This is a genomic window from Streptomyces hyaluromycini, from assembly GCF_002217755.1.
GTDB classification, from domain to species: Bacteria; Actinomycetota; Actinomycetes; order Streptomycetales; family Streptomycetaceae; genus Streptomyces; species Streptomyces hyaluromycini.
The window spans coordinates 20,972-41,417 of sequence record NZ_BCFL01000026.1 but is presented as its reverse complement, the minus strand read 5'-3'; the positions used below and the strand labels follow the sequence as shown (position 1 = coordinate 41,417).

Genomic DNA, 20,446 nt, shown 5'->3' with positions numbered 1-20,446 from the left:
CGCCGGTGCAGCAACCCGCTCGGCGAGAAGGAGATGGTGCGGTGCCCGAGTCCCCGCGGGCGGCTGAGCCGGCGTGGCAGGGAGGGGCAGACCGGGCAGCGGGCCGTGCGGCGGCTGCGTGTGCGTCACAGGTCCGGCCCGGGACCGTGGTCAGGGCCGACGGGGGCTGAAGTCGATCAGGAACGGTCGGATGGACCTCCATTCGGCGGCGCGGCCTTCGCGCCACGACGGGGAGGCGTGGTGGAGCGCCGTACTCCGCCCGGATCCGTACGGGACGGAGCGGGCGCGGTCGACGCGCGAAGGACGAGCTCGACAGGCGGATCGTTTGCCGGGGGCAGGTCGGCTTCGGGCTTCTCGATGGCGTGGACGAGAAGTCTCAGCCCTTCCTGGGCCACGGCGTCGAACGGCTGGCGCACGGTGGTCAGCGGCGGGGTCACGAACGCGGCCACCGGGATGTCGTCGAATCCGACGACGCTGACGTCGTCCGGCACGGTGCGGCCGGCCTCCGTCAGGGCGCGCATGAGGCCGATGGCCATGTCGTCGTTGGCGGCGAACACCGCGGTCACGCCGGGGTCGGCGGCCAGTTCCCGGCCGGCCGCGTAGCCGGATACCGCGGACCAGTCGCCCTCGACGACCGACGGCTCGTCGCAGCCTCGTGCCTCCAGAGCCTCACGCCATCCCCGCAGGCGGTCGCGGGCGGCATACCAGCGCTGCGGACCCGCGAGATGGTGGACGGTCCGGTGTCCGAGGTCGAGGAGATGCTCGGTGGCGGCCCGTGCCAGCAGGTCGGCGCCGACGCCGGCGGCCACGGTGCCGGGGCCCGTCGTGGCCACGGGCGCACCCAGGACCAGCACCGGTACGCGCACGTCGGCGGGGACCGCTCCCCCGTCCCCCTCCTCGTCGATCGGCTCGGAGATGACGATGCCGTCCACACCCTGTTTGAGGAGCGAGTCGATGGCTCCGCCGACGCCCCCCGGATCGCCTTCCAGGGTGTTGACCACGCGGAGCGCGTAACCCGTGTCCCGGGCGGCCCGCTCGACGCCGATGAGAAGTGACGCGGGTCCGTACAGTGCCGTCCCGAGCGTCACCACGCCGATGGAGCGGGTCCGGCCGGAGGCCAGCGCCCGGGCCGCGTGGTTCAGCCGGTAGCCGAGTTCGTCGGCCGCGTCGAGAACGCGCTTGCGCACCTCTGCGGAGACGTACGCCTCGTCGTTGAAGACCCGCGACACCGTCTTTTGCGACACGCCCGCCAGCCGGGCCACATCCACGCTCCGGGGCGCGCCGGAAACGCCGGCCCGTCCTGCTGATGGCGTCATGATGTCTCCCGATGGCCGCGTTCCGCGCCGGTTGCTCCGACGACCTGACTGCGCAGCCATGTCTACGCAGTCAGAAGATGTCCGTCAAGAGTGCGGAACATATTCGTAATATGACGTTCCCGCGTCCGGCACCAGTCCGGGAGCGCCCGAGGGGCGCCGGATCGGCGAGCCGAGAAACGTGCGCGAAACCCCTTGACGGCCGAAATATGACTGCGTAGACATGACAGCGCAGTCGGAGATGACTGCGCAGTCAGTCACCCTTGGTGCCGTACTGACCCTCAGCCCATTGCCCGGTGACGCGTCCCGGGGTTCTTCCCGCCGGCCAGTGACCGACCCATCGAACGAAAGGGCGCCATCGTGGTGACCGTCGAAGACAAGGACCGCCGACCCGCCGATCAGTTCGTCGTGGGTGTGGACTTCGGGACGCTCTCCGGGCGAGCGGTGGTGGTCCGGGTGAGCGACGGCGCGGAGCTGGCGGTCGGCGAGTACGCCTACCCGCACGCGGTCCTGGACCGGGAGCTGCCCGACGGCACCCCGTTGCCTCCCGACTGGGCTCTGCAAGTGCCCGGTGACTACATCGGCGTCCTGCGCCATGCGGTTCCCGAAGCTCTGGCCCGTTCCGGGGTGCGGCCCGAGCAGGTGATCGGCATCGGGACGGACTTCACCGCCTGCACGGTGCTGCCGGTATGCGCCGACGGCACCCCCCTGTGTGAACTTCCCGGGCTCGCCGGCCGCCCGCACGCCTACGTCAAGCTCTGGCGCCACCACGCCGCGCAGGGCCAGGCCGACCGCATCAACGCCCTGGCCGCGGAGCGCGCGGAACCCTGGCTGGAGCGCTACGGCGGCCGGATCTCCTCGGAGTGGGAGTTCGCCAAGGCCCTCCAGCTGCTGGAGGAGGACCCGGAGATCTACGGCCTCACCGACCGCTGGATCGAAGCGGCGGACTGGATCGTGTGGCGGCTGTGCGGGACGTACGTCCGTAACGCCTGCACCGCGGGGTACAAGGGCCAGTTCCAGGACGGCGGCTACCCCTCGGCCGACTACCTCGCCGCCCTGAACCCCGCGTTCACCGACTTCGTGACCGACAAGCTGGACCAGCCGATCGCCCAGCTCGGCGCCCTGGCCGGACGGCTCACGGCGGAAGCGGCCGCATGGACGGGGCTGCCCGAGGGCATCGCGGTCTGTGTCGGCAACGTGGACGCCCATGTGACGGCGCCGGCCGCCACGGCGGTCGAGCCCGGCCGGATGGTGGCCATCATGGGCACGTCCACCTGCCATGTGATGAGCTCCGACCGGCAGGGCACGGTGCCAGGCATGTGCGGGGTCGTCGACGGCGGCATCCTGCCCGGTCTGTGGGGTTACGAGGCCGGCCAGAGCGGAGTCGGTGACATCTTCGCGTGGTTCCTGCGTACGGGGTTCCCCGTCGAGTACGCCGAGCGGGCCGAGCGCATGCAGCGCACCCCGCACGAGTACCTGACCGAACTCGCGGCGAGGCAGAAGGTGGGCGAGCACGGCCTGATCGCCCTGGACTGGCACAGCGGCAACCGGTCCGTCCTGGTCGACCACGACCTCAGCGGCGTGGTGCTGGGTCTCACCCTGTCCACGCGCCCCGAGGACGTCTACCGCGCCCTGCTGGAGGCGACCGCCTTCGGCACCCGCACCATCATCGAGGCCTTCGAGTCGTCCGGGGTCCCGGTGCAGGAGCTGATCATCGCCGGCGGACTGACCAGGAACGCGCTGCTCATGCAGATCTACGCCGACGTCACCCGCCGCCCGCTCGGCGTCATCGACTCCGCGCAGGGTCCCGCCCTCGGCGCGGCCATGCACGCCGCGGTCGCGGCCGGCGCGTATCCCGACATCCGGGCCGCGGCACACGCGATGGGCAGTGCCCGTCCCGGCATGTACCTGCCCGACCCGGACCGGGCCGCGGCCTACGACCGTCTCTACGCCGAATACCGGCTGCTGCACGACCACTTCGGCCGTGGCGCCAACGACGTCATGCACCGACTGCGCCGCATCCGCACCGAAGCCTCCGCCTGAACGCGCGGCTCACTGCGGTTCGCGGCCCCCAGCACTCCCCTCTGAAAGGACACCTCATGGCGAGCGACCCCACATACCGGCTCCCTGGCGAGATCTGGTTCCTGACCGGCAGCCAGGGCCTGTACGGCGAGGAGACCCTGAACCAGGTCGCCCACCAGTCCCAGCGCATAGCGGAGCGACTGGACACAAGCGCCGAGATCCCCCTGCGGATCGTGTGGAAGCCGGTCCTCACCGACTCCGACTCCATCCGCCGGCTCTGCCAGGAAGCTTCCACCAGCGACGCCTGCGTCGGTGTGATCCTCTGGATGCACACCTTCTCGCCGGCCAAGATGTGGATCGCCGGTCTCAGTGCCCTGGACCGGCCCGTGCTCCACCTGCACACCCAGTACAACCTGTCGCTCCCCTGGTCGAGCATCGACATGGAGTTCATGAACCTCAACCAGGCCGCCCACGGAGACCGCGAGTTCGCGCACATCGGGTCCCGACTCGGGGTGAACCGCAAGATCGTGGCCGGCCACGCCAGCGACGCCCGCGTCCAGCGCCGCGTGGCCACCTGGTGCCGGGCCGCCGCCGGCCGGCATGCGTCGCGCACCCTCAGGCTGGCCCGCTTCGGCGACAACATGCGCGATGTCGCCGTGACCGAGGGCGACAAGGTCGAGGCCCAGCTGCGGTTCGGGTTCTCCGTGAACACCTACAGCGTGAACGATCTGGTCAAGGTCGTCGACGCCGTCGAGGAGAAGGCGGCTGCCGAGCTCGCCGCGAGCTACGTCGAGGAGTACGACGTCCGCCCGATACTGAGACCGGACGGCGTCCGCCACGAAGCGCTGCGGTACGCCGCCCGCCTGGAGCTCGGTCTGCGTACCTTCCTGGACGAGGGCGGGTTCACCGCCTTCACCACCAACTTCGAGGACCTCGGCGGCCTGCGCCAGCTGCCCGGCCTCGCCGTCCAGCGGCTGATGGCCGACGGATACGGCTTCGGCGGCGAAGGCGACTGGAAGACCTCCGCCCTGCTGCGCACGATGAAGGTCATGGGCTCCGGACAGCCCGGTGGCACCAGCTTCATGGAGGACTACACCTACCACCTCGGGCCTGGCGAACCGCGCATCCTCGGCGCCCACATGCTGGAGGTCTGCCCGTCCATCGCGGCCGACCGCCCCAGCTGCGAGATCCACCCGCTGTCGATCGGCGGCCGCGAGGACCCCGTCCGTCTGGTCTTCGACGCCGCCCCCGGCCCCGCCGTGGTCGTCGGCCTCTCCGACGTGGGCGATCGCTTCCGGCTCACCGCGAACACCGTGGACGTGGTCGCCCCCGGACAGCCCCTGCCCCGGCTCCCGGTGGCCAGGGCCGTGTGGAAGCCACGCCCGTCACTCGCCGAATCCGCCGAGAGCTGGCTGCTCGCCGGTGCCCCGCACCACACCGTGCTCAGCTCGGCCGTCGACATCGAGACGCTCACCGACTTCGCCGCCATGACCGGCGTCGAACTGCTGACCATCGACGAGAACACCACCACCGGGCAGTTCGCCAAGGAGATCCGGTGGAACGCCGCCTACCACCGGCTCGACCAGCCGCTGTGAGCACCCCGCCCTCGGACGGAACCGTCCCGTCACCACGGCAAGAACAAGGAGCACCGATGACCCTCACCGTACGGGACGGCCTGCGCCAGGAGGTGCTGGCGGCGAATCTGGCCATACCCCAGGTCGGTCTCGCCACCCTGACCTGGGGCAACGTCAGCGGAGTCGACCGTGAGGCGGGGGTGTTCGTCATCAAGCCCTCGGGGGTTCCCTACGACGACCTCTCCCTCGACAGCCTGGTCACCGTACGACTGGCCGACGGCGCGGTCGTCGACGGCGACCTGCGCCCCTCCACCGACACCGAGACCCACCGCTGTCTGTACCTCGCGTTCCCCTCCGTCGGCGGAGTCACCCACACCCACTCCACCCACGCGGTCGCCTTCGCCCAGGCCCGCCGGGACATCCCCGTCCTGGGCACCACCCACGCCGACACCTTCAACGGCCCCATACCGTGTACTCCGGACCTCACCGCGGAGCAGTGCGCCACGGACTACGAGTACAACACCGGCCGCGTCATCGTGGACCTGCTGAAGTCGGACGACCGGACGGCCGCCGAGGTGCCCGCCGCGCTGGTCGCCAACCACGGCCCGTTCACCTGGGGTGCGAGCGCGCGCAAGTCCCTGGAACACGCGATCATCTGCGAAGCCGTCGCCGACATCGCCATCCACACCCTCGCCCTGATCCCCACCGCCCCGCCGCCCCGACATCTCCTGGAACGGCACTACACCCGCAAACACGGCCCCGACGCGTACTACGGCAACCCGGAGGTGACGGCCCCGGCCCCGGCCCGCTCCTGGTGACGACCGCCACCGGCGCGGGCGCTCGGGCCAGGGACACCCGTAACTCCCCTGTCAGTTGAGGGACTTGACGAGGCGTTCGATCCGCGCGGCGACCTTCTCGGCGGTGCCCTCGACGTAGAAGCCGTCGCGTGCCTCGTAGGTGAAGTTGTCGTAGTTCCAGCGGTCGGGCATGTTCTTGGCGCCGCCCTCGAACATCGACATGACGAAGGTGCCGGCGAACGGGGAGGCCTTGCGGATGGCGTCCGCCGTGCTGGTGGACAGTTCCGGCTCCACGCCGGCGAACACGCCCTTGCCGACCTGGAAGACCCAGACCGGTACCTCGACGGTGTCGGTGGGGGTGTAGGTGGCGGTCTTCACCGGGCCCGTGGGGTGGTCGGTCTCCATCTGGGTGGTGGTGACGTCGTCGGTGAGCAGCCGGACCGTGACGTTCCTGCCGCTCTCGTACCTGGTGATGGCCTGGGACACCCGCACGATCTCGTTGCCCAGGCGCTCGCCCTGCGCGGTCAGCAGGGCGAAGCCGGCGTCGTGCAGGTCGACTCCGTAGGTCCACGCCCCGTTCTTGTCGATCGTGTACCGCTTCGAGCGGTAGGCCGGGAACTGGTCGCCGCAGGCGCCGACGAGCCAGAATCCGACGGCGCCCGGGTACTGGCTCTCCACGTGCGCGGTGGCGGCGCCGGCCAGGTCGGCGGTGATCGGCAGGCTGCCGTCGCTCATGACGGAGTCCTGCATCACACAGGACTGCACGTTGTAGTTGGTCAGGACGGCGATCGGGTTGCCGTCGAGATCGTTGAACCGGGCGACGTACACGCCGTGGTCCGAGGTGCCCTGCTCGTTGACGCCCAGCCAGTAGCCGTCCGCGGTGGGCGCGTTGCGGTTGACGTTGACGTCGGCCGCACCGCGGCCGTAGCCGACCTGGGCGTCCTGAAGGTTCTTGACCGCGTCGGCGACCGCGCTCTTGGTGGCGGTGACGATGTTCTGCACGTACGTCGCGGCACCCGCCGACGAAGTGCTGTCCGCGACGTGCGGTGCGGAGAAGCAGTGCGTGACGGTGACCATGATGTTCGCCGCCGCGATGCCGGTGGCCGCGGTGATGGCCTCGCGCATCAGCCCGATCGCCTCGGCACTGATCGAGGTGAGGTCCAGCACGGCCAGGGCGACACGGCGGGAGCCGGACTCGACCAGCAGGACCCGCGCGTACAGGTCGTCGTGCACCGAGGTGAAGTTGTCCAGGGGCAGGATCGAGGCACTGGGCGTGAACGCGGCCTTGCCGGCGCCCACCTTCAGCCCGGCCGCCGCGTTCGTGGCGGCTCCGGCCGTCGTCGCGCTGCCCAGGACGGCCGTGGCCGCCACCGCGAGGGTCGTCGCCGCGACGAACGAGCGACGGCTCACGTCCCCGGAATAGCCGGCGTCGTCCATCTCGTTCTCGTTGCGCTCAGGCATTGCAGTCCTCCACAGGAAAAAGACAGGTCCGTAACCGACTGCCGGCGCTTTCGATCGATTGACTCGGCGTGCGTCGGCAGCGGCGCCATAACACCGAGGAAGCATCACAGCGCTTCCGGGAAACAGCAATTCGCGGGACGCAAGCTCAGCTTTCACAGCGGGTATCGACGGCTTGATTTCGCAGGGAGACTTCTCGCCACGCCCGGCAAGAACACCGGTCGGAGGCACGCCGTAAATCCGCCCGATCTCATCACACGGAATGCAGCGCAACCTCACAGGGTGAATTCACAGTTTCCTCAGAGCCTCGGATGCCTTGCCGACCCGAGCCCTGAGAAGAGGCCCTCCGGCGATCCGGGCGATGGAGCTGCCGTCGAGGTGCCGCGGCGCCTCGGCCGTCCCCGCCAGGACCGGCCCGTTCCCGCCGGGAGTGCCGCCACGGATACCCGCACACGGCTCGACGGAACCGTCGGCACGGCCACCCGCACCAGGAGTGGTCGACCCCGAGGGGCGGATGGCAGGCCAGATCAGGTCGGCCATGGCCGGGTGGGCCCCGCCCCCGCAGGGAAACGCCTGGAAACCGGAGCGAAACCCATGGCCTGGAAGGGGGAGGCCACGGGCTTCGTGTCGGGCCCGGCCGGGCCGGGGGCGACCTGCGGAGCGCTTCCGGCGCACATCGTCCGCGACCGACCGGTGGACCGGCCGCGCGCGGGAATGCCGCGGCAACCGGAGGGCGGCTTCGCCGGATTCGGCGGGGCGCCCGGCAGGACGACGCGTTTCCGCCCGGACCTGCTCGACGGTCGTTCAGCACGCCGACGGCGCCCCGGCATCCGGCAACCCGCACGGAGCCGTCCCGGGCCCCGCCGGGCGTGTCCGGAGCGCACCGGCCTTGGTCTGCGCGGGGATCTCGTAGGCACCCTCGGCAGCCGCCGCCGGCCCACGGCGCGCCTCGGCACCGCGGTTGCCGCGTCAAGACCCGGTCACGGGCCGTACGCGAAACACTTTCGGAAACCTGCTCGTGACACGCCGCCGCCGTATCCCAATACTGTCCTCACATTTCCGTTCCGCTCATTCCCCCCAGAGGAACCGCTCAAAGGAACCGAGTTGAGACGTCATCTGATACAAAAGGTGCTCGGGGCAGTAGCAGCCGCGGGCATCGGTGTTGCATTCACCATCGCCGCCGCGACGGGTGCGTCGGCATACCAGCCGAGCCCCGCGAACCTCTATACGGCGACGAATTCCGCTGCCTGCAACAAGAGTCCCTGCGTGCTCTACCCGAAGTCGGCCCAGCTGCCCAGCGGGCGCATCGTGGCGACCTTCGAGGACAGCGAGACCGCTCCGGTGGGGCAGACGATGCCCATCTACAAGAGCGACGACGACGGCACGACCTGGGCGAAGCTCTCCGATGTGAAAGCGCCCGCCTATCTGTCCACCGACTCCGCGTACGCGAAATACACGAGCAACTGGACGAACCCGTATCTCTATGTTCTTCCGCAGAGCGTCGGGAATCTGAGCGCGGGCACGCTCCTTCTCGCGAGCATCGTCTCGGGGGACGACTCCTACTACCAGGAGCAGAAGGCGGCGAATTCCAGCTGGACGCCGACCAGCGACGGCGACCGCAAGAACGTGTCGCTGGCCCTGTACTCCAGCACCGATGACGGGGCGACCTGGAGTTTCCAGAACATCATCGCCGCCGGCGGCTGGCAGGGCGGTAGTGCGGGCAGCCTGGGCCGCACCTCGACCGCCAATACGTACAAGCAGGTCGACCCGGTGTGGGAGCCGCATCTGCTGGCTCACAACGGACAGCTGATCGCCTACTACTCCGACGAGAACGACTACACGGGCTACAACACGAGCACCGGAGCCCCGACCCTCGACACCGCCAACGACACGGCGACGGACTCCGGCGGCCAGGTCCTGATGCACCGGACGTGGGACGGCACCAGCACGTCGGCCTGGAGCAGTCCGGTCGTCGACGTGCCCGGCTCGACCGTGGACATGGGCAGCGGCAAGACGGAGATCGGCGGCGGACGCCCCGGCATGACGACCGTCGCGCCCACCACCGACGGCAAGTGGATCATGACGTACGAGTACTGGGGCGGCGGGACCAACGTCCGGTACCGGATCGCGGACGACCCGACCAAGTTCTACGCGGGCACGGACGCGGCGATCACCTCGCTGCCGGTGCCCTCAGGGGGCAGCACCCTGGCGACGGGCGGCAGTCCGGTACTCCTCCCGATGCCCGACGGCCGGATCGTCTACAACGCGGCCGGCAGCGGGAGCGTGTGGGTGAACGAGTCGGGACTGAGCACCGGCACCTGGAAGCAGTACCAGACGCCGATCGCCGCCGGGTACAGCCGCGACCTCCAGTACGTCGACGGGACCGGACGCGTGCTGGTCCTCCAGGCGTCCTGGAGCGGCACGAGCGTCGGCCCGGTGAAGTACGCCGAGGTCGATCTCGGCCGGTCCGACGGTGCCTACTACACCCTCGTCAACCGGCTGACCGGTCAGGCGCTCGCCCCCGCCTCCGGCAAGACGCAGGACGCCAACCTCACCGGCAACGTCCCCGACCTGGTCACGAGCGCCGTGAGCGCCTCTGACGACACCCAGCGCTGGCACACCACGGCCAAGGGCTCCAACATCACCCTGCTCAACAAGGCCGGCGGCCGCTCGGTCGCCATCTGGACGGGCAGTGCGACGGCCGGGCAGAAGCTGGCCCAGTGGGTCGACGACGGCGCCACCGACAAGCAGTGGACCCTGGTCGCCTCTTCGACCAGCGGCTACTACAAGCTCCGCTCGGTGCTCAACACGGGCTTCTACATGACGGGCGCGACCGCGGGCGGCTCCGTCACCGTGGCCGCGTCGACCGATGACGGCTCGCAGGACTGGCAGCTGGTCCAGGATCCGCTGCCCACGGACTCGACGTTCACGCTGAAGGGCGCGTACTCCGGTCGCTGCCTCGACGTCCCGAACGGCGCGACCGGTGTCCAGGTGCAGATCTACGACTGCTCGGGCAACGCCAACCAGACCATCACCCAGACCGCCGCGGGCGAGCTGCGGATCTCCGGGAAGTGCCTGGCCGCGAACGGCGACGGCACCACGGCGGGCACCCAGCTGATCCTGTGGGCCTGCAACGGCAAGAGCAGCCAGAAGTGGTCGTTCCGCCTGGACAAGACCATCGTCAACCGATCGAACGGACTGGTCATCGACGTCACCAACTGGGGCACGGCGAACGGCTCGAAGGTCGAGCTGTGGACCGGCCTCGGGACCGCCACCCAGCAGTGGAGCAGGAGCTAGTAGTCACAGCAGCGGGTGCCGGAGGGTTGTATGCCGGCACCCGCTGCGGTTGGCTTGCGCAGGAGTGCCAGGTCAGGGGCCGGTGGGAGAACGAGGGCAGTGACCGTTCAGGACAAGGGACAGCTGGACGCGCAGTACGGCGTGCTGACGAGCATCGCCCAGGAGGCGGGCGTGTCGCTCAGCACGGTGTCCAAGGTGGTGCACCGGCGCCGCGACGTGGGCGCGAAGACCCGGACCCGGGTCGAGGAACTGCTGGACCGGTACGGGTACGTCCGCCCGTGGGACCAGGAGACCACGGCGTCACAGCAGATCATCGCCGTCTTCCGGGACCTGTCGGGCCCGTACACGCTGGAGGTGGTGCGCGGGATCGTGGACGCCGCCGGCGAGCTGGGCGTCAACGTGGTGACCGGGACGACGAACCGGCGGTCCATCGCCCAGTGGCTGGAGGAGTGCGTGGCGCTCGGTGCCGCCGGGCTGGTCATCGTGATCTCGATGCTGTCCGAGGAGGACCAGCGGCGGATCGTCGAGCAGCATCTCCCGGTGGTGCTGGTGGACCCGCTGAGTGCGCCGTCGGCCGACATCCCGAGCATCGGTGTGACGAACTGGAGCGGCGCCCGGGAGGCCGTGCAGCATCTCCTCGGCCTCGGCCACACCCGTATCGGCATGGTCGCGGGCCGCTCCCACTCACTGGCCGGCTCGGCGCGGCTGCACGGCTACCGGGCCGCGCTGGAGGAGGCCGGGATCGACTACGACCCGGCGATCGTGCGCTCCACCGACTTCGACTACGACGAGGCGCTCAGCGCGAGCCGGCACATCCTGCGCGGCGAGCGCCCCCCGACGGCGATCTTCGCGGCCAGCGACGCACAGGCGCTGGGCGTGCTGGAGGCCGCCCGGCAGCACGGACTGCGTGTGCCGGACGGCCTCGCGGTGATGTCCTTCGACGACACCCTGGTGGCGGCGATGGCGTCCCCGCCGCTCAGCGCGGTACGCCAGCCGTTCGAGGAGCTGGGGCGGGAGGCGACCCGGGTGCTGCTGGCGGTGGCCGAGGGCCGCCCGCCCGCCTCCCTGCGCATCGAACTCGCCACGGAGCTGGTCCTGCGGACCTCTACGTCAGCGCCACCGGCACTCCGTGATGCCGAATGACCGTGGCGTCACGCTGCTCACCGACCAGTTGAACGCTCAGTTCGTTCGGCGTGGTACGGCTGGAGGAACCCGCGTACAGCAGGATCTCGCCCGGCTCGACGATCCGGTGGCCGTCCAGGCCGGTGAAGGCCAGCCGGTCGGTGTGGACGTCGAAGCGGACGGTCGTCTCCTCCCCCGGTTCCCGCGGCACCTTGGCGTACGCCAGCAGGGCCCGCACCGGCCGGGTGACCTGGGCGACGGGGTCGGTGAAGTACAGCTGGACCGTCTCGGCACCGGACACGGCACCGGTGTTCCGCACCCGCACCGAGACCGTGAACCGGCCGTCGGTGGGCACCAGTTCACGATCGGCCGCCAGCCCGTCGATCTCGAACGTCGTGTACGACAGCCCGTGCCCGAAGGGGAACGCGGGCGTCGGATCCAGGTTGGACAGCCAGCTCTGCCGGTCGCCCAGCGGCGGGTGGAGGTAGGTGTACGGCTGCCCGGCGGGCGAGTTGGGGATCTGGACCGGCAGCCTGCCGCTGAAGTTCGCGGCGCCGGAGAGGAGTCCGGCGACCGCGCGGCCGCCCTCCTCCCCCGGCAGGAAGACCTGCACCATGGCCGCCGCATCGGCCGCGAACCGCCCCACGGCGTACGGCCGCCCGCTGCTGACCACCAGCACCACCGGCCGGTCCGTCGCGAGCACCGCCTCGACCAGCTCCTCCTGCACGCCGGGGAGCCGAAGGTCCTCCACGTCACAGCCCTCGCCGGACGTACCGATACCGAACATGCCGGCCTTGTCGCCGACGACCAGGACGGTCACGTCGGCCGCGAGGCTCGCGGCCACCGCCGCCGCAACGCCGGACCGGTCCTCCTCTCGGATCGGGCAGCCCTGCTCGAACACCCAGTCCACGTCGGGCAGTTCGGCGGCGAGCGCAGTGCGCAGCGACAGCGCCCCCACCCCGTTGCCGAGGTCGTGCGGTCGGCGAGGACGTGGTTGGGGAAGCTGTAGCAGCCGAACATCGTGCGGACGTCGTCGGCGCACGGGCCGATCAGGGCGATTCGGCCGGCCGAGGGGAGCGGCAGGCCGTCGGAGTTGGACAGCAGGACCGCGCTCGACTGGGCGACGGCGTGGGCGAGTTGCCGGTTCACCGGCTTGTCCAGCTCCAGTTCGCCGGCGCGCAGAGCGGGCGGCTCGGGGCTCCAGTCGGGGTCGAGCAGCCCGAGCGCGACCTTCTGCCGCAGCACCCGGCGTACCGCCCGGTCGACGTCGGCCTCGGTGACCTCGGAGCGCCGTACCGCCTCGACCAGGGCCGGGCCGAAGCCGCGCTGGTCCGGGAGTTCGACGTCCAGTCCCGCCGCCAGGCCCAGCGCTCCGGCGGCCGACAGGTCGGCGGCCACCCGGTGCGCGTTCACCAGGAACGGCAGCGACCAGTAGTCGGAGACGACGGTGCCCTCGAAGCCCCACTGGTCGCGCAGCACGCCGGTCAGCAGCCGGCGGCTCGCGGCCGGGGCCTCGCCGTCGATCTCGGCGTAGGAGTTCATCACCGAGCCCACGCCGGCGGCGACGGCCCTCTCGAAGGGCGGCAGGATGACATCGGTGAGCTCGCGCCGGCCCATGCCCACGGGGGCGTGGTTGCGGCCTCCCATGGAGGCCGAGTAGCCGGCGAAGTGCTTGAGGGTGGCGTACACCCCGGCGCTCTGCAGGCCCAGGACGTAGGCCTCGCCCATCTCGCCGGCCAGGTACGGGTCCTCGCCGTACGTCTCCTCGCAGCGGCCCCAGCGGTAGTCGCGGATGACGTCGACGACCGGGGCGAGGCCCTGGTGGACACCGGCCGCGGCCATGTCGGCGCCGATGGCGGCGCCGACCCGGCGGATCAGGGCGGGGTCGAAGGTGGCCGCCATGCCGAGCGAGGTGGGGTAGATGGTGGCGCCGTAGGCGGTGAAGCCGGTGAGGCACTCGTCGTGGGCCATCGCCGGGATGGCGAAGCGGCTCTGCGCGATGATCTGCCGCTGGCGCTCGGCCAGCAGGCGGGCGTGTTCCAGGGCGGGGCGGGGCAGCGTCCCGTAGGGGCGGGTGAGCTGGCCGAGGCCGTGCCGGGCGGTCTCGTCGAGGTCGCCGACCCGGCCGAACAGGTTGGTGCCGGGGGCGACCTCGGGGCCGGCCGGTTCGACGTCCTCCCAGGCGCTGCCGAGCTGGGCGACCTTCTCCTCCAGGGTGAGTCTCGCCAGCAGTGCCTCGACGCGTTCCTCGACCGGGCGGGCGGGGTCGGACCAGGGACGGTCGTCGTCCGCCGGGGAGAGATCTGCGTGGTCCGGCGTGGTGGTCGTCATTCACGACTCCTCGTGGGGGTTGTTCAGGGCATGCCGAGGGCGGCCGGCGGCTTCGTCGCCCCGGCCGATTCCCTCCAGGCGTCTGCTACTTGGAGAATCCGGCGGTGAGTCCGGCGACCAGCTGGCGCCTGGCGAGGACGAACACGACCAGCATGGGAAGGGTGGAGAGGACGACGGCGGCCATGGTCGCGGGCACGTTGATGCCGAACTGGCCTCGGTAGAGCGTGAGGGCCAGGGGCAGGACGGCCTTGTCGCCGCTCTGGGTGAGGATCAGCGGGAAGAGGAAGCCGTTCCAGACCTGGAGGCCGTCGTAGACCGCGACCGTCACCAGGGCGGGGCGGGCCATCGGTGCCGCGAGGGAGAACAGCATGCGCCAGTCGCCCGCGCCGTCGACGACCATCGCCTCGAACAGCGAACGCGGCACGTCGCGCAGGAAGCTGACCAGGATCATCACGGTGACCGGCAGCGCGAACGCCGCCGACGGCAGGACGATCGCGAGCAGGCTGTCGTACATGTGGAGCCGGATGATCAGCAGGTACACCGGGATGATGACCGCCTGGAGGGGGATCGCCAGGCCCAGGAGGTAGAGGCGGAAGGTCAGCCGGGACCAGGGGTTGGTGTAGCGGACGATCGAGAACGCGGCCATCAGGGCGACGACCATGACGATCGCGACCGTGGCGACGGTGACGATCACGCTGTTGAGCAGGTAGGTCGTGAAGTCGCCGTCGAGGACGGTCCGGTAGTTGTCCAGGGTCGGGTGGCCGGGCAGCGCCAGGGGGTTGCCCGTGGTGAAGTCGGCCTGGCCGCGGAGGCTGGTCACGATCACCCAGTACAGGGGTACGACGACCAGCGCGGTCCACACCAGGGTGGCGCCGCCGGTGGCGGTACGGCGCAGGGTCGCGACGACGGTGCTCACATGCCCTCCTGCTGGCTGTCCATCCGGGTGAAGCCGGACAGTCGGGTGGTCAACAGCGACAGCGCGAGGCCGAAGACCACCAGGAGTGTGGCGATCGCGCTGGCCCGGCCCATGTCGTGGACCTGGAAGCCCGTGATGTACATGGCCAGCGGCAGCACCCGGGTCGCGGTGCCCGGACCGCCGGTGCCGCCGGACAGCACGTAGATCAGGTCGAAGTAGGTCAGCGAGCCCACCAGCATGAGCGTGCTCGACGTGACGAACGTGTACTTCAGCTGCGGCAGGGTGATCCGCAGGAGCCGGGTGACGGGGCCGGCGCCGTCGATGGCGGCGGCCTCGTAGAGCGACACCGGGATCTGCCGCACGCCTGCCTGGTAGAGCAGCGCGTGGAACGGCACGAACTGCCAGGCGATCACGAAGATCACCGTGTACAGCGCCAGGTCGGGCGAGCCGAGCAGGGGCTTGGCCAGCCAGTGCAGCCCGGGGGCGGCGCCGATGCCGAAGGACGGGTCGAGCAGGGCCTGCCAGGTCAGACCGATCGCCACGGCGGACAGCAGCAGCGGCAGGAACCACAGCACGGCGAAGAGCGCCCGCAGCCGGCCACGGGGAGCCTGGAAGAGGCCGAGCGCCAGGGCCAGGGGCGTCTGGACCAGCCAGCTGACCACCATCACCTTGAGGGTGAGCCACAGCGCCTGCCAGGTGGCGCCGTCGGTCAGGACGCCGGTCCAGTTGGTGAGTCCGGCCCATCCGATCGAGCCGAGGCCGTCCCAGCGGGCGAGGCTGAGCACCAGCACGCCGACCAGCGGGACCAGGCCGAACAGGCCGAACAGGAGCAGGGCGGGCGCGGCCATCAGCAGACCGCTGTAACGGCGGCGGCGCCCACCACGGGCCGTGCCCGGCCGCGCCCTGTGGGACGCGACCGGCCGCGACGTACGAACCACGGTGGTCACTACTGCGCCGCCTTGCTCATGTTCGTGCCGAACTGCTCGGGAGTGATCTGCCGCAGGAACGACTTGTCCACGTTGGTCAGCAGCGGGTCGGCCTGGTCGGAGGACAGGGCCTGGTCCCAGGACAGCTGGAAGTTCGGCGAGTTCTGCACCAGGCCGTAGACGAAGGTGAGCCACTTCTTGTCGTCGGCCGACTTCACCGCCGCCAGCTTGGAGTCCAGCTTGTTGACCGGGGGCACGCTGCCGGCCGCCAGGTAGGCGTCGACCTGGGAGTCGTTCAGGACGTAGTTCTTGAAGTAGGTGAGCGCCGCGGACTTGTTCTTGCTCTTCGAGTTCAGCGACAGGAAGTTGGAGGGGTTGCCGACGATGTCCTTCGCGTCGCCCTTGCCGCCGGACAGGGAAGGGAAGGCGACATAGCCGAGGTCCTTCTTCACGAAGTCCGGTGCGGCCTTGACCAGGTTGGCGTACTCCCAGGTGCCCATCAGCTCCATGCCGGCCTTGCCGGTGTAGAGCAGGGCCGTGGAGGCGCCCTGGTCGTAGCTGACGGAGGAGGCGTTGTCGCCGAAGGCGCCGGCCTTGGCGAGCTCCTGGAGGCGGGTGTTGGCCGCGGTGACCGAGGCGTCCTTCCAGCCGGCCGCGTTCCCCGAGGCGATCCCGTCGAACACGTCCGAGCCGCCCTCGCGGTCCAGCAGGTACTCCAGGTACATCAGGGTCGGCCACTTGGAGTTCGCCGCCAGGGATATCGGCGTGACGCCGGCGCCCTTGAGCTTCTTGACGTCCGTCAGCAGGTCGTCGTACGACTTCGGGGCCTCTACGCCCGCGTCCTTGAAGACCTTCTTGTTGTAGTAGAGGACCACCGGGGCGAGGCCGTTGGCCGGCACGCCGTAGACCTGGCCGTCGAAGGTGGCGCTCTTCAGGACGCTCGGGGTGAACCGCAGCAGGTCCACCTGGGCGTCGGAGAGGGTGTCGACCTTGCCGGCCTTGACGTAGTCGTCCAGCGCGCCGCCGCCCCAGCTGAAGAAGATGTCGGGGGCCTGGTTCGCGCCGAAGGCCACGCGCAGCTTCTGCTTGTAGTCGTCGCCGGCGAACAGCCGCAGCGTGATCTTCTCGTCCGGGTGGTCCTTGTTGTAGGCGTCCACCGAATCCTTCAGGATCGTCTGGTCGTTGAGCGCCCACATCGTCAGGCCCTTCGACGACGAGCCCCCGGACGATCCGGCAGGCCCCGAGGTCCCGCACGCGGCAAGGCTCAGGGCCGCCGTCAAGGTGACCGCGACACCGATACCGCGCCGCGTTCTCGACGTGCTCGCGTACCTCGCTCCGGGTCCAGGGAATCTGCGCATGGTGTGCCTCTCGTCTCTCGCCGTGCCGTACTCATGTGCCAGGCAGTCGAGCGGCCGGTACGAAACCCTTTCGCACGCCGTCACCGCGGACTGCCTGCCTGCTGGACCGGGACACTGGCACGGAATTCACAGCCGGGACAAGAAGGGGAAATTTCTTGGTTACGAAACACTTTCGCGCAGAGGTACGGTCGCGGAAGCTCCCTCCGGCCAGGCACGACAGTCGACATTCCGTCGGCCGGGTGGGCGGCCCGGCGGTCACCGTGCGGAGGGGGCCGCTACTTCAGGCCGATCGCGACGCAGGCCGCCTCGTACTGCGCGGTGCAGATCTCTTCTCGGTCGGGCTGTCGACCGCGTCCTGGGTCGGCGCGTCGAACTGGATGTCGCGGCCCTGGACCTCGCCGACGAGTTCGTTGTCATGGGAGACGTAGGCGGCGATCGGGCCCTGCGCGAGGCGGTCGTAGGCGATGACGGGGATGCCGGCGTCCAGCGCGTCCACCAGGATGATGTCGACCTTCTTCGGGGAGGCCGAGCGTCCGCCTCCGTCGACGCCGTCGATGACACCGCACGCGGTCGGCGCGAGAGCCGATGTGGAGGCGGTCAGGACTGTCGCGAGGCGACGCGCGGGGGTGAGGCACAGGGTAGGAGCGCTCACGTCAGGAGCCTTCCGGGTGAGTGAGGAGAGCACGGGATATCGGCATACTTCCTCGATACGGACCGGGCGGTGCTCGCGGAGCGAGGCCGTGGCCGCTTCGGCGACCCAGCCGGGTGCCGGGCTCGACGGAGCGGAGCGGCAGCTTGTCCTCCAGTCCGGCGGCGACGCTGTCGCGGGAACCGTGGAGTTCCAGGCGGACGTCGCACCCCCCGGGCGCTGTAACGGGTGTTGGAGATGACGGCGAGGGTTCCGTCGTCCATGGTGAGGACGGTGGCCGCCGAGTCGACGTCGCCGAGGTCGCGGATCCACTCCTCGCCGCGGTTCGAGCCGGTGGCGCAGACCTCGACAAGAGGTGTCTCACGCCGCATCCACCGCGCCCTCCGCGCACAGGCGTGTCCGAGAAACTCAGAACGACGACACAGACCCGACACGGAATTTCGGTGGTTCATGCGGAGGCCGCATTCATCGGGCATTGGTGCGAAGTCGGTCCGCTGCCTCGCGCATCTCGGTGGGTTGCGGAGCCCAGGAAGGCAATGGCGCTCCGACCGGCGTGCAGAAGACGTGCGGGATGGGCAGCGATCGCCGACGCGCCACCTACGCCCGTATTTCTCGTCGCCAACTATGGAACGCACGGCCCATTCGAATCGTCGGCAGGACTGGGTCAGATGGTCCGGCGAACGGCACGGGATGCCAAGTACATCTCGTGAAAGATGAGTTTGCACACCACGACGTGACGGCACGACCAGGAAATATGTGCGCAACCTGTGGAAAATACGCGTGCCGCAGCTGTGTGGCTGAAACTCGCACAGTGTTTTCCAAGCAGGACTTCTTAACGTTGCGGACGTTGTCCGGGCGGTCTGCGCGGGCCGATGAATTGTGGCGATCAGTCGTCACCGACAAAGGAGTCTGCATTGGTGGAGAGGCGTACGTTCATAGCGGGAGCCGCGGCGGCCGGTGCCGCAGCTGTTGTGGGTGGAACGGCTCTCGGTGCCGCGGCCGAGCCGAACGAAACGGCTTCCACGGACGGCCACGTCCGAGGCGCGACCGCGATCACGAAGGTGTTCGGAGACGGTCAGAAGCTCATCGCCGTGGCCGTCGAGTACGACCGCGACATCGACGGCTCCGCCCTCTCGACGTCCACGTTCGCCGTCACCGGCCGGACCGTCACCAAGGTGTACGCGAACAGGACGGCCGCGCTGGCCGAGCGGGGCAGGGACGGCCGGTTCGTCGTCGTCGAGCTCTCGCCCGACGACGCCGCGGCGGCGCTGTGGGTGACGCAGCAGGGTGGTGGTGGCGGCACCTCGACGGGCTCTCCGAGCCCCAGCCCGAGCGAGTCGAGCGGCTCGGGCGGTGCCCCGGGGGCCGGCGGGCCGAAGGTCGGCGACAGCACGCCGGGCGGAACGATCGTGGCGGCGACGGCCTCGGTGATCCAGAAGGACACCGTGAGGACGACGCACGGCGCCCGCTATGCGGCCACCGGCACGACCCTGACGACCAGTGCCGTCGTGAACCTCATCGTGGACGACTTCCAGCAGTTCACCTTCGACGACCCCGCCACCGGGCAGACCCTCAGGTACAACCTCTTCATCCCGAAGGACTACAACCCCCGCAAGCGGTATCCGCTCGTGCTGTTCATGCACGACGCGAGCGTCGTGAACGTGGCCACCGAGGGCCCGCTGGTCCAGGGTCTGGGAGCCGTGTGCTGGGCCAGTGCCGAGGACCAGGCGAAGCACGAGAGTTTCGTCCTCGCCCCCGAGTACGGCTCCGTGGTCATCGACGACGACTACGCGCCCTCGACACTGTTCGACGCCACGGCCAACCTCGTCCAGGCCGTGACCGAGCAGTACTCCATCGACGAGGACCGCCGCTACACGACCGGCCAGTCCATGGGCGCGATGATGTCGCTGGGTCTGAACATCAGGTACCCGGACCTGTTCGCGGCCGCGTTCATCGTCGCCGGTCAGTGGCCCGCGGAGCAGGTCGCACCGCTGGCCGACAAGAACCTGTGGATCGTCGTGTCCCAGGACGACGACAAGGCCTACCCCGGCGAGAACGCCATCACCGCGGCCATCGAGGACGCGGGCACCCAGGTCGCCACCGCGGTGTGGGACGGCCAGTCCACCGCGGCCCAGTTCGCCTCGGACGTCCGCAACCTCAAGGCCCAGAAGGCGCCGGTCAACTACGCCTCCTTCCTCACCGGCACGACGGTCACCTCCGGCTCCGGCACCAGCGCGCACATGGGCACGTGGCACATCGCGTACACCATTCCGGGTATCCGGGACTGGATCATGAGGCAGTCCAAGTAAGACGCCGCTGCAAGGGGCGGGTTCGGTGCCGACTCGGCGCGAACCCGCCCCTTCGCTTCGTTGAGGTGCAGCTGGTCAGTCGGCCGCTCGGCCGACAGCCCGCTCACCGCCCGCGCACCGCTCGCTCGCCGTCCACTCGGGGCACCTCGCGGGAGCGTGCGCTCACGCGACTCGGCCGTGGCGGAAATCTGCGCCTCCAGGCGTTGGCGGATTCCTGCGCGTCCGGTGCGGAACTCCGGCGAAATCTGCGCCGTAACACCGGCAGGCAATCCCCCGCCCACACTCCTCGGTGTCAGTTCCCACCGGGAGGTGAACAAAGCATGACGAAATCTGCCGAGCTCGCGGGTGTGCGCACCGCACCGTGCGCGGATCGC

The 20,446-nt window shown here is 69.9% G+C and carries 13 protein-coding genes and 2 pseudogenes; 6 read left to right on the top strand and 9 right to left on the bottom strand.

Annotated features, from left to right (window positions below; translation table 11 throughout):
• Nucleotides 1-176: 176 nt before the first annotated feature.
• On the bottom strand, nt 177-1,316 hold the full coding sequence (locus tag SSP29_RS34375; protein WP_089104801.1) for a LacI family DNA-binding transcriptional regulator: 1,140 nt from the start codon (nt 1,314-1,316) through the stop codon (nt 177-179).
• A 357-nt stretch (nt 1,317-1,673) separates the two neighbouring features.
• Here SSP29_RS34375 and araB point away from each other — a divergent pair, with 357 nt between their 5' ends.
• From araB to araD, 3 genes are read left to right on the top strand one after another with little or no spacing between them, the layout of a single operon-like run.
• Nucleotides 1,674-3,356: a ribulokinase gene (gene araB, locus SSP29_RS34370; protein ID WP_218036945.1), complete on the top strand. Its 1,683-nt coding sequence runs from the start codon at nt 1,674-1,676 to the stop codon at nt 3,354-3,356.
• A gap of 56 nt (nt 3,357-3,412) precedes the next feature.
• On the top strand, nt 3,413-4,930 hold the full coding sequence (gene araA / locus SSP29_RS34365; protein ID WP_089104800.1) for an L-arabinose isomerase: 1,518 nt from the start codon (nt 3,413-3,415) through the stop codon (nt 4,928-4,930).
• A gap of 56 nt (nt 4,931-4,986) precedes the next feature.
• Nucleotides 4,987-5,727, top strand: a complete 741-nt coding sequence (gene araD / locus SSP29_RS34360) for an L-ribulose-5-phosphate 4-epimerase AraD (protein WP_089104799.1) — start codon at nt 4,987-4,989, stop codon at nt 5,725-5,727.
• A 51-nt stretch (nt 5,728-5,778) separates the two neighbouring features.
• Here the strand turns inward: araD and SSP29_RS34355 are convergent, their stop codons facing one another.
• Entirely contained in the window at nt 5,779-7,167 is a 1,389-nt protein-coding gene (locus SSP29_RS34355) for a hypothetical protein (RefSeq protein WP_150135458.1), read from the bottom strand.
• Between the two features lie 1,125 nt (nt 7,168-8,292).
• Between SSP29_RS34355 and SSP29_RS34350 the strand changes: the two genes are divergently transcribed.
• Complete coding sequence (locus SSP29_RS34350; RefSeq protein WP_438363829.1) at nt 8,293-10,461, top strand: RICIN domain-containing protein; 2,169 nt, start codon at nt 8,293-8,295, stop codon at nt 10,459-10,461.
• Nucleotides 10,462-10,560: 99 nt separating this feature from the next.
• Nucleotides 10,561-11,604 (top strand): LacI family DNA-binding transcriptional regulator, encoded by a 1,044-nt coding sequence (locus SSP29_RS34345; protein WP_089104798.1) that lies wholly within the window; start codon nt 10,561-10,563, stop codon nt 11,602-11,604.
• Here the strand turns inward: SSP29_RS34345 and SSP29_RS60255 are convergent.
• The 7 genes and pseudogenes from SSP29_RS60255 to SSP29_RS60245 all read right to left on the bottom strand — a co-directional run.
• Complete coding sequence (locus tag SSP29_RS60255) at nt 11,567-12,493, bottom strand: glycoside hydrolase family 3 C-terminal domain-containing protein (RefSeq protein WP_368669276.1); 927 nt, start codon at nt 12,491-12,493, stop codon at nt 11,567-11,569. The two genes, SSP29_RS34345 and SSP29_RS60255, sit on opposite strands and share 38 nt — an antisense overlap.
• Complete coding sequence (locus SSP29_RS60250) at nt 12,400-13,914, bottom strand: glycoside hydrolase family 3 protein (protein ID WP_150135454.1); 1,515 nt, start codon at nt 13,912-13,914, stop codon at nt 12,400-12,402. Before SSP29_RS60250 ends, SSP29_RS60255 begins: the two co-directional genes overlap by 94 nt.
• Nucleotides 13,915-13,999: 85 nt before the next feature.
• Complete coding sequence (locus tag SSP29_RS34335) at nt 14,000-14,830, bottom strand: carbohydrate ABC transporter permease (protein WP_089104797.1); 831 nt, start codon at nt 14,828-14,830, stop codon at nt 14,000-14,002.
• On the bottom strand, nt 14,827-15,678 hold the full coding sequence (locus SSP29_RS34330; RefSeq protein ID WP_089105040.1) for a carbohydrate ABC transporter permease: 852 nt from the start codon (nt 15,676-15,678) through the stop codon (nt 14,827-14,829). The genes SSP29_RS34335 and SSP29_RS34330 overlap by 4 nt, the downstream gene beginning before the upstream one ends.
• Before the next feature lie 98 nt (nt 15,679-15,776).
• Nucleotides 15,777-16,952 carry an extracellular solute-binding protein gene (locus tag SSP29_RS34325; protein ID WP_245883378.1) on the bottom strand — a complete coding sequence of 392 codons (1,176 nt, stop codon included), beginning with the start codon at nt 16,950-16,952 and terminating at the stop codon, nt 15,777-15,779.
• 538 nt (nt 16,953-17,490) lie between these two features.
• Nucleotides 17,491-17,751 (bottom strand): annotated as a pseudogene (locus SSP29_RS56920) (substrate-binding domain-containing protein); the annotation flags it as partial.
• 60 nt (nt 17,752-17,811) lie between these two features.
• Nucleotides 17,812-18,140: pseudogene (locus SSP29_RS60245) on the bottom strand (Gfo/Idh/MocA family protein); the annotation flags it as partial.
• A 495-nt stretch (nt 18,141-18,635) separates the two neighbouring features.
• On the opposite strand from SSP29_RS60245, the gene SSP29_RS34315 reads away from it, so the two are divergent.
• The gene (locus tag SSP29_RS34315) at nt 18,636-20,072 is read left to right on the top strand and encodes an alpha/beta hydrolase-fold protein (protein ID WP_089104795.1); all 1,437 of its coding nucleotides are present in this window, start codon (nt 18,636-18,638) and stop codon (nt 20,070-20,072) included.
• Nucleotides 20,073-20,446 lie beyond the last annotated feature (374 nt).

Coding starts and splice junctions, on each gene's coding strand:
- SSP29_RS34375 (WP_089104801.1), bottom strand. CDS start 1,316: ATGACGCCATCAGCAGGACGGGCCGGCGTTTCCGGCGCGCCCCGGAGC.
- araA (WP_089104800.1), top strand. CDS start 3,413: ATGGCGAGCGACCCCACATACCGGCTCCCTGGCGAGATCTGGTTCCTG.
- araD (WP_089104799.1), top strand. CDS start 4,987: ATGACCCTCACCGTACGGGACGGCCTGCGCCAGGAGGTGCTGGCGGCG.
- SSP29_RS34355 (WP_150135458.1), bottom strand. CDS start 7,167: ATGCCTGAGCGCAACGAGAACGAGATGGACGACGCCGGCTATTCCGGG.
- SSP29_RS60250 (WP_150135454.1), bottom strand. CDS start 13,914: ATGACGACCACCACGCCGGACCACGCAGATCTCTCCCCGGCGGACGAC.
- SSP29_RS34330 (WP_089105040.1), bottom strand. CDS start 15,678: ATGGCCGCGCCCGCCCTGCTCCTGTTCGGCCTGTTCGGCCTGGTCCCG.
- SSP29_RS34325 (WP_245883378.1), bottom strand. CDS start 16,952: ATGTGGGCGCTCAACGACCAGACGATCCTGAAGGATTCGGTGGACGCC.
- SSP29_RS34315 (WP_089104795.1), top strand. CDS start 18,636: ATGAATTGTGGCGATCAGTCGTCACCGACAAAGGAGTCTGCATTGGTG.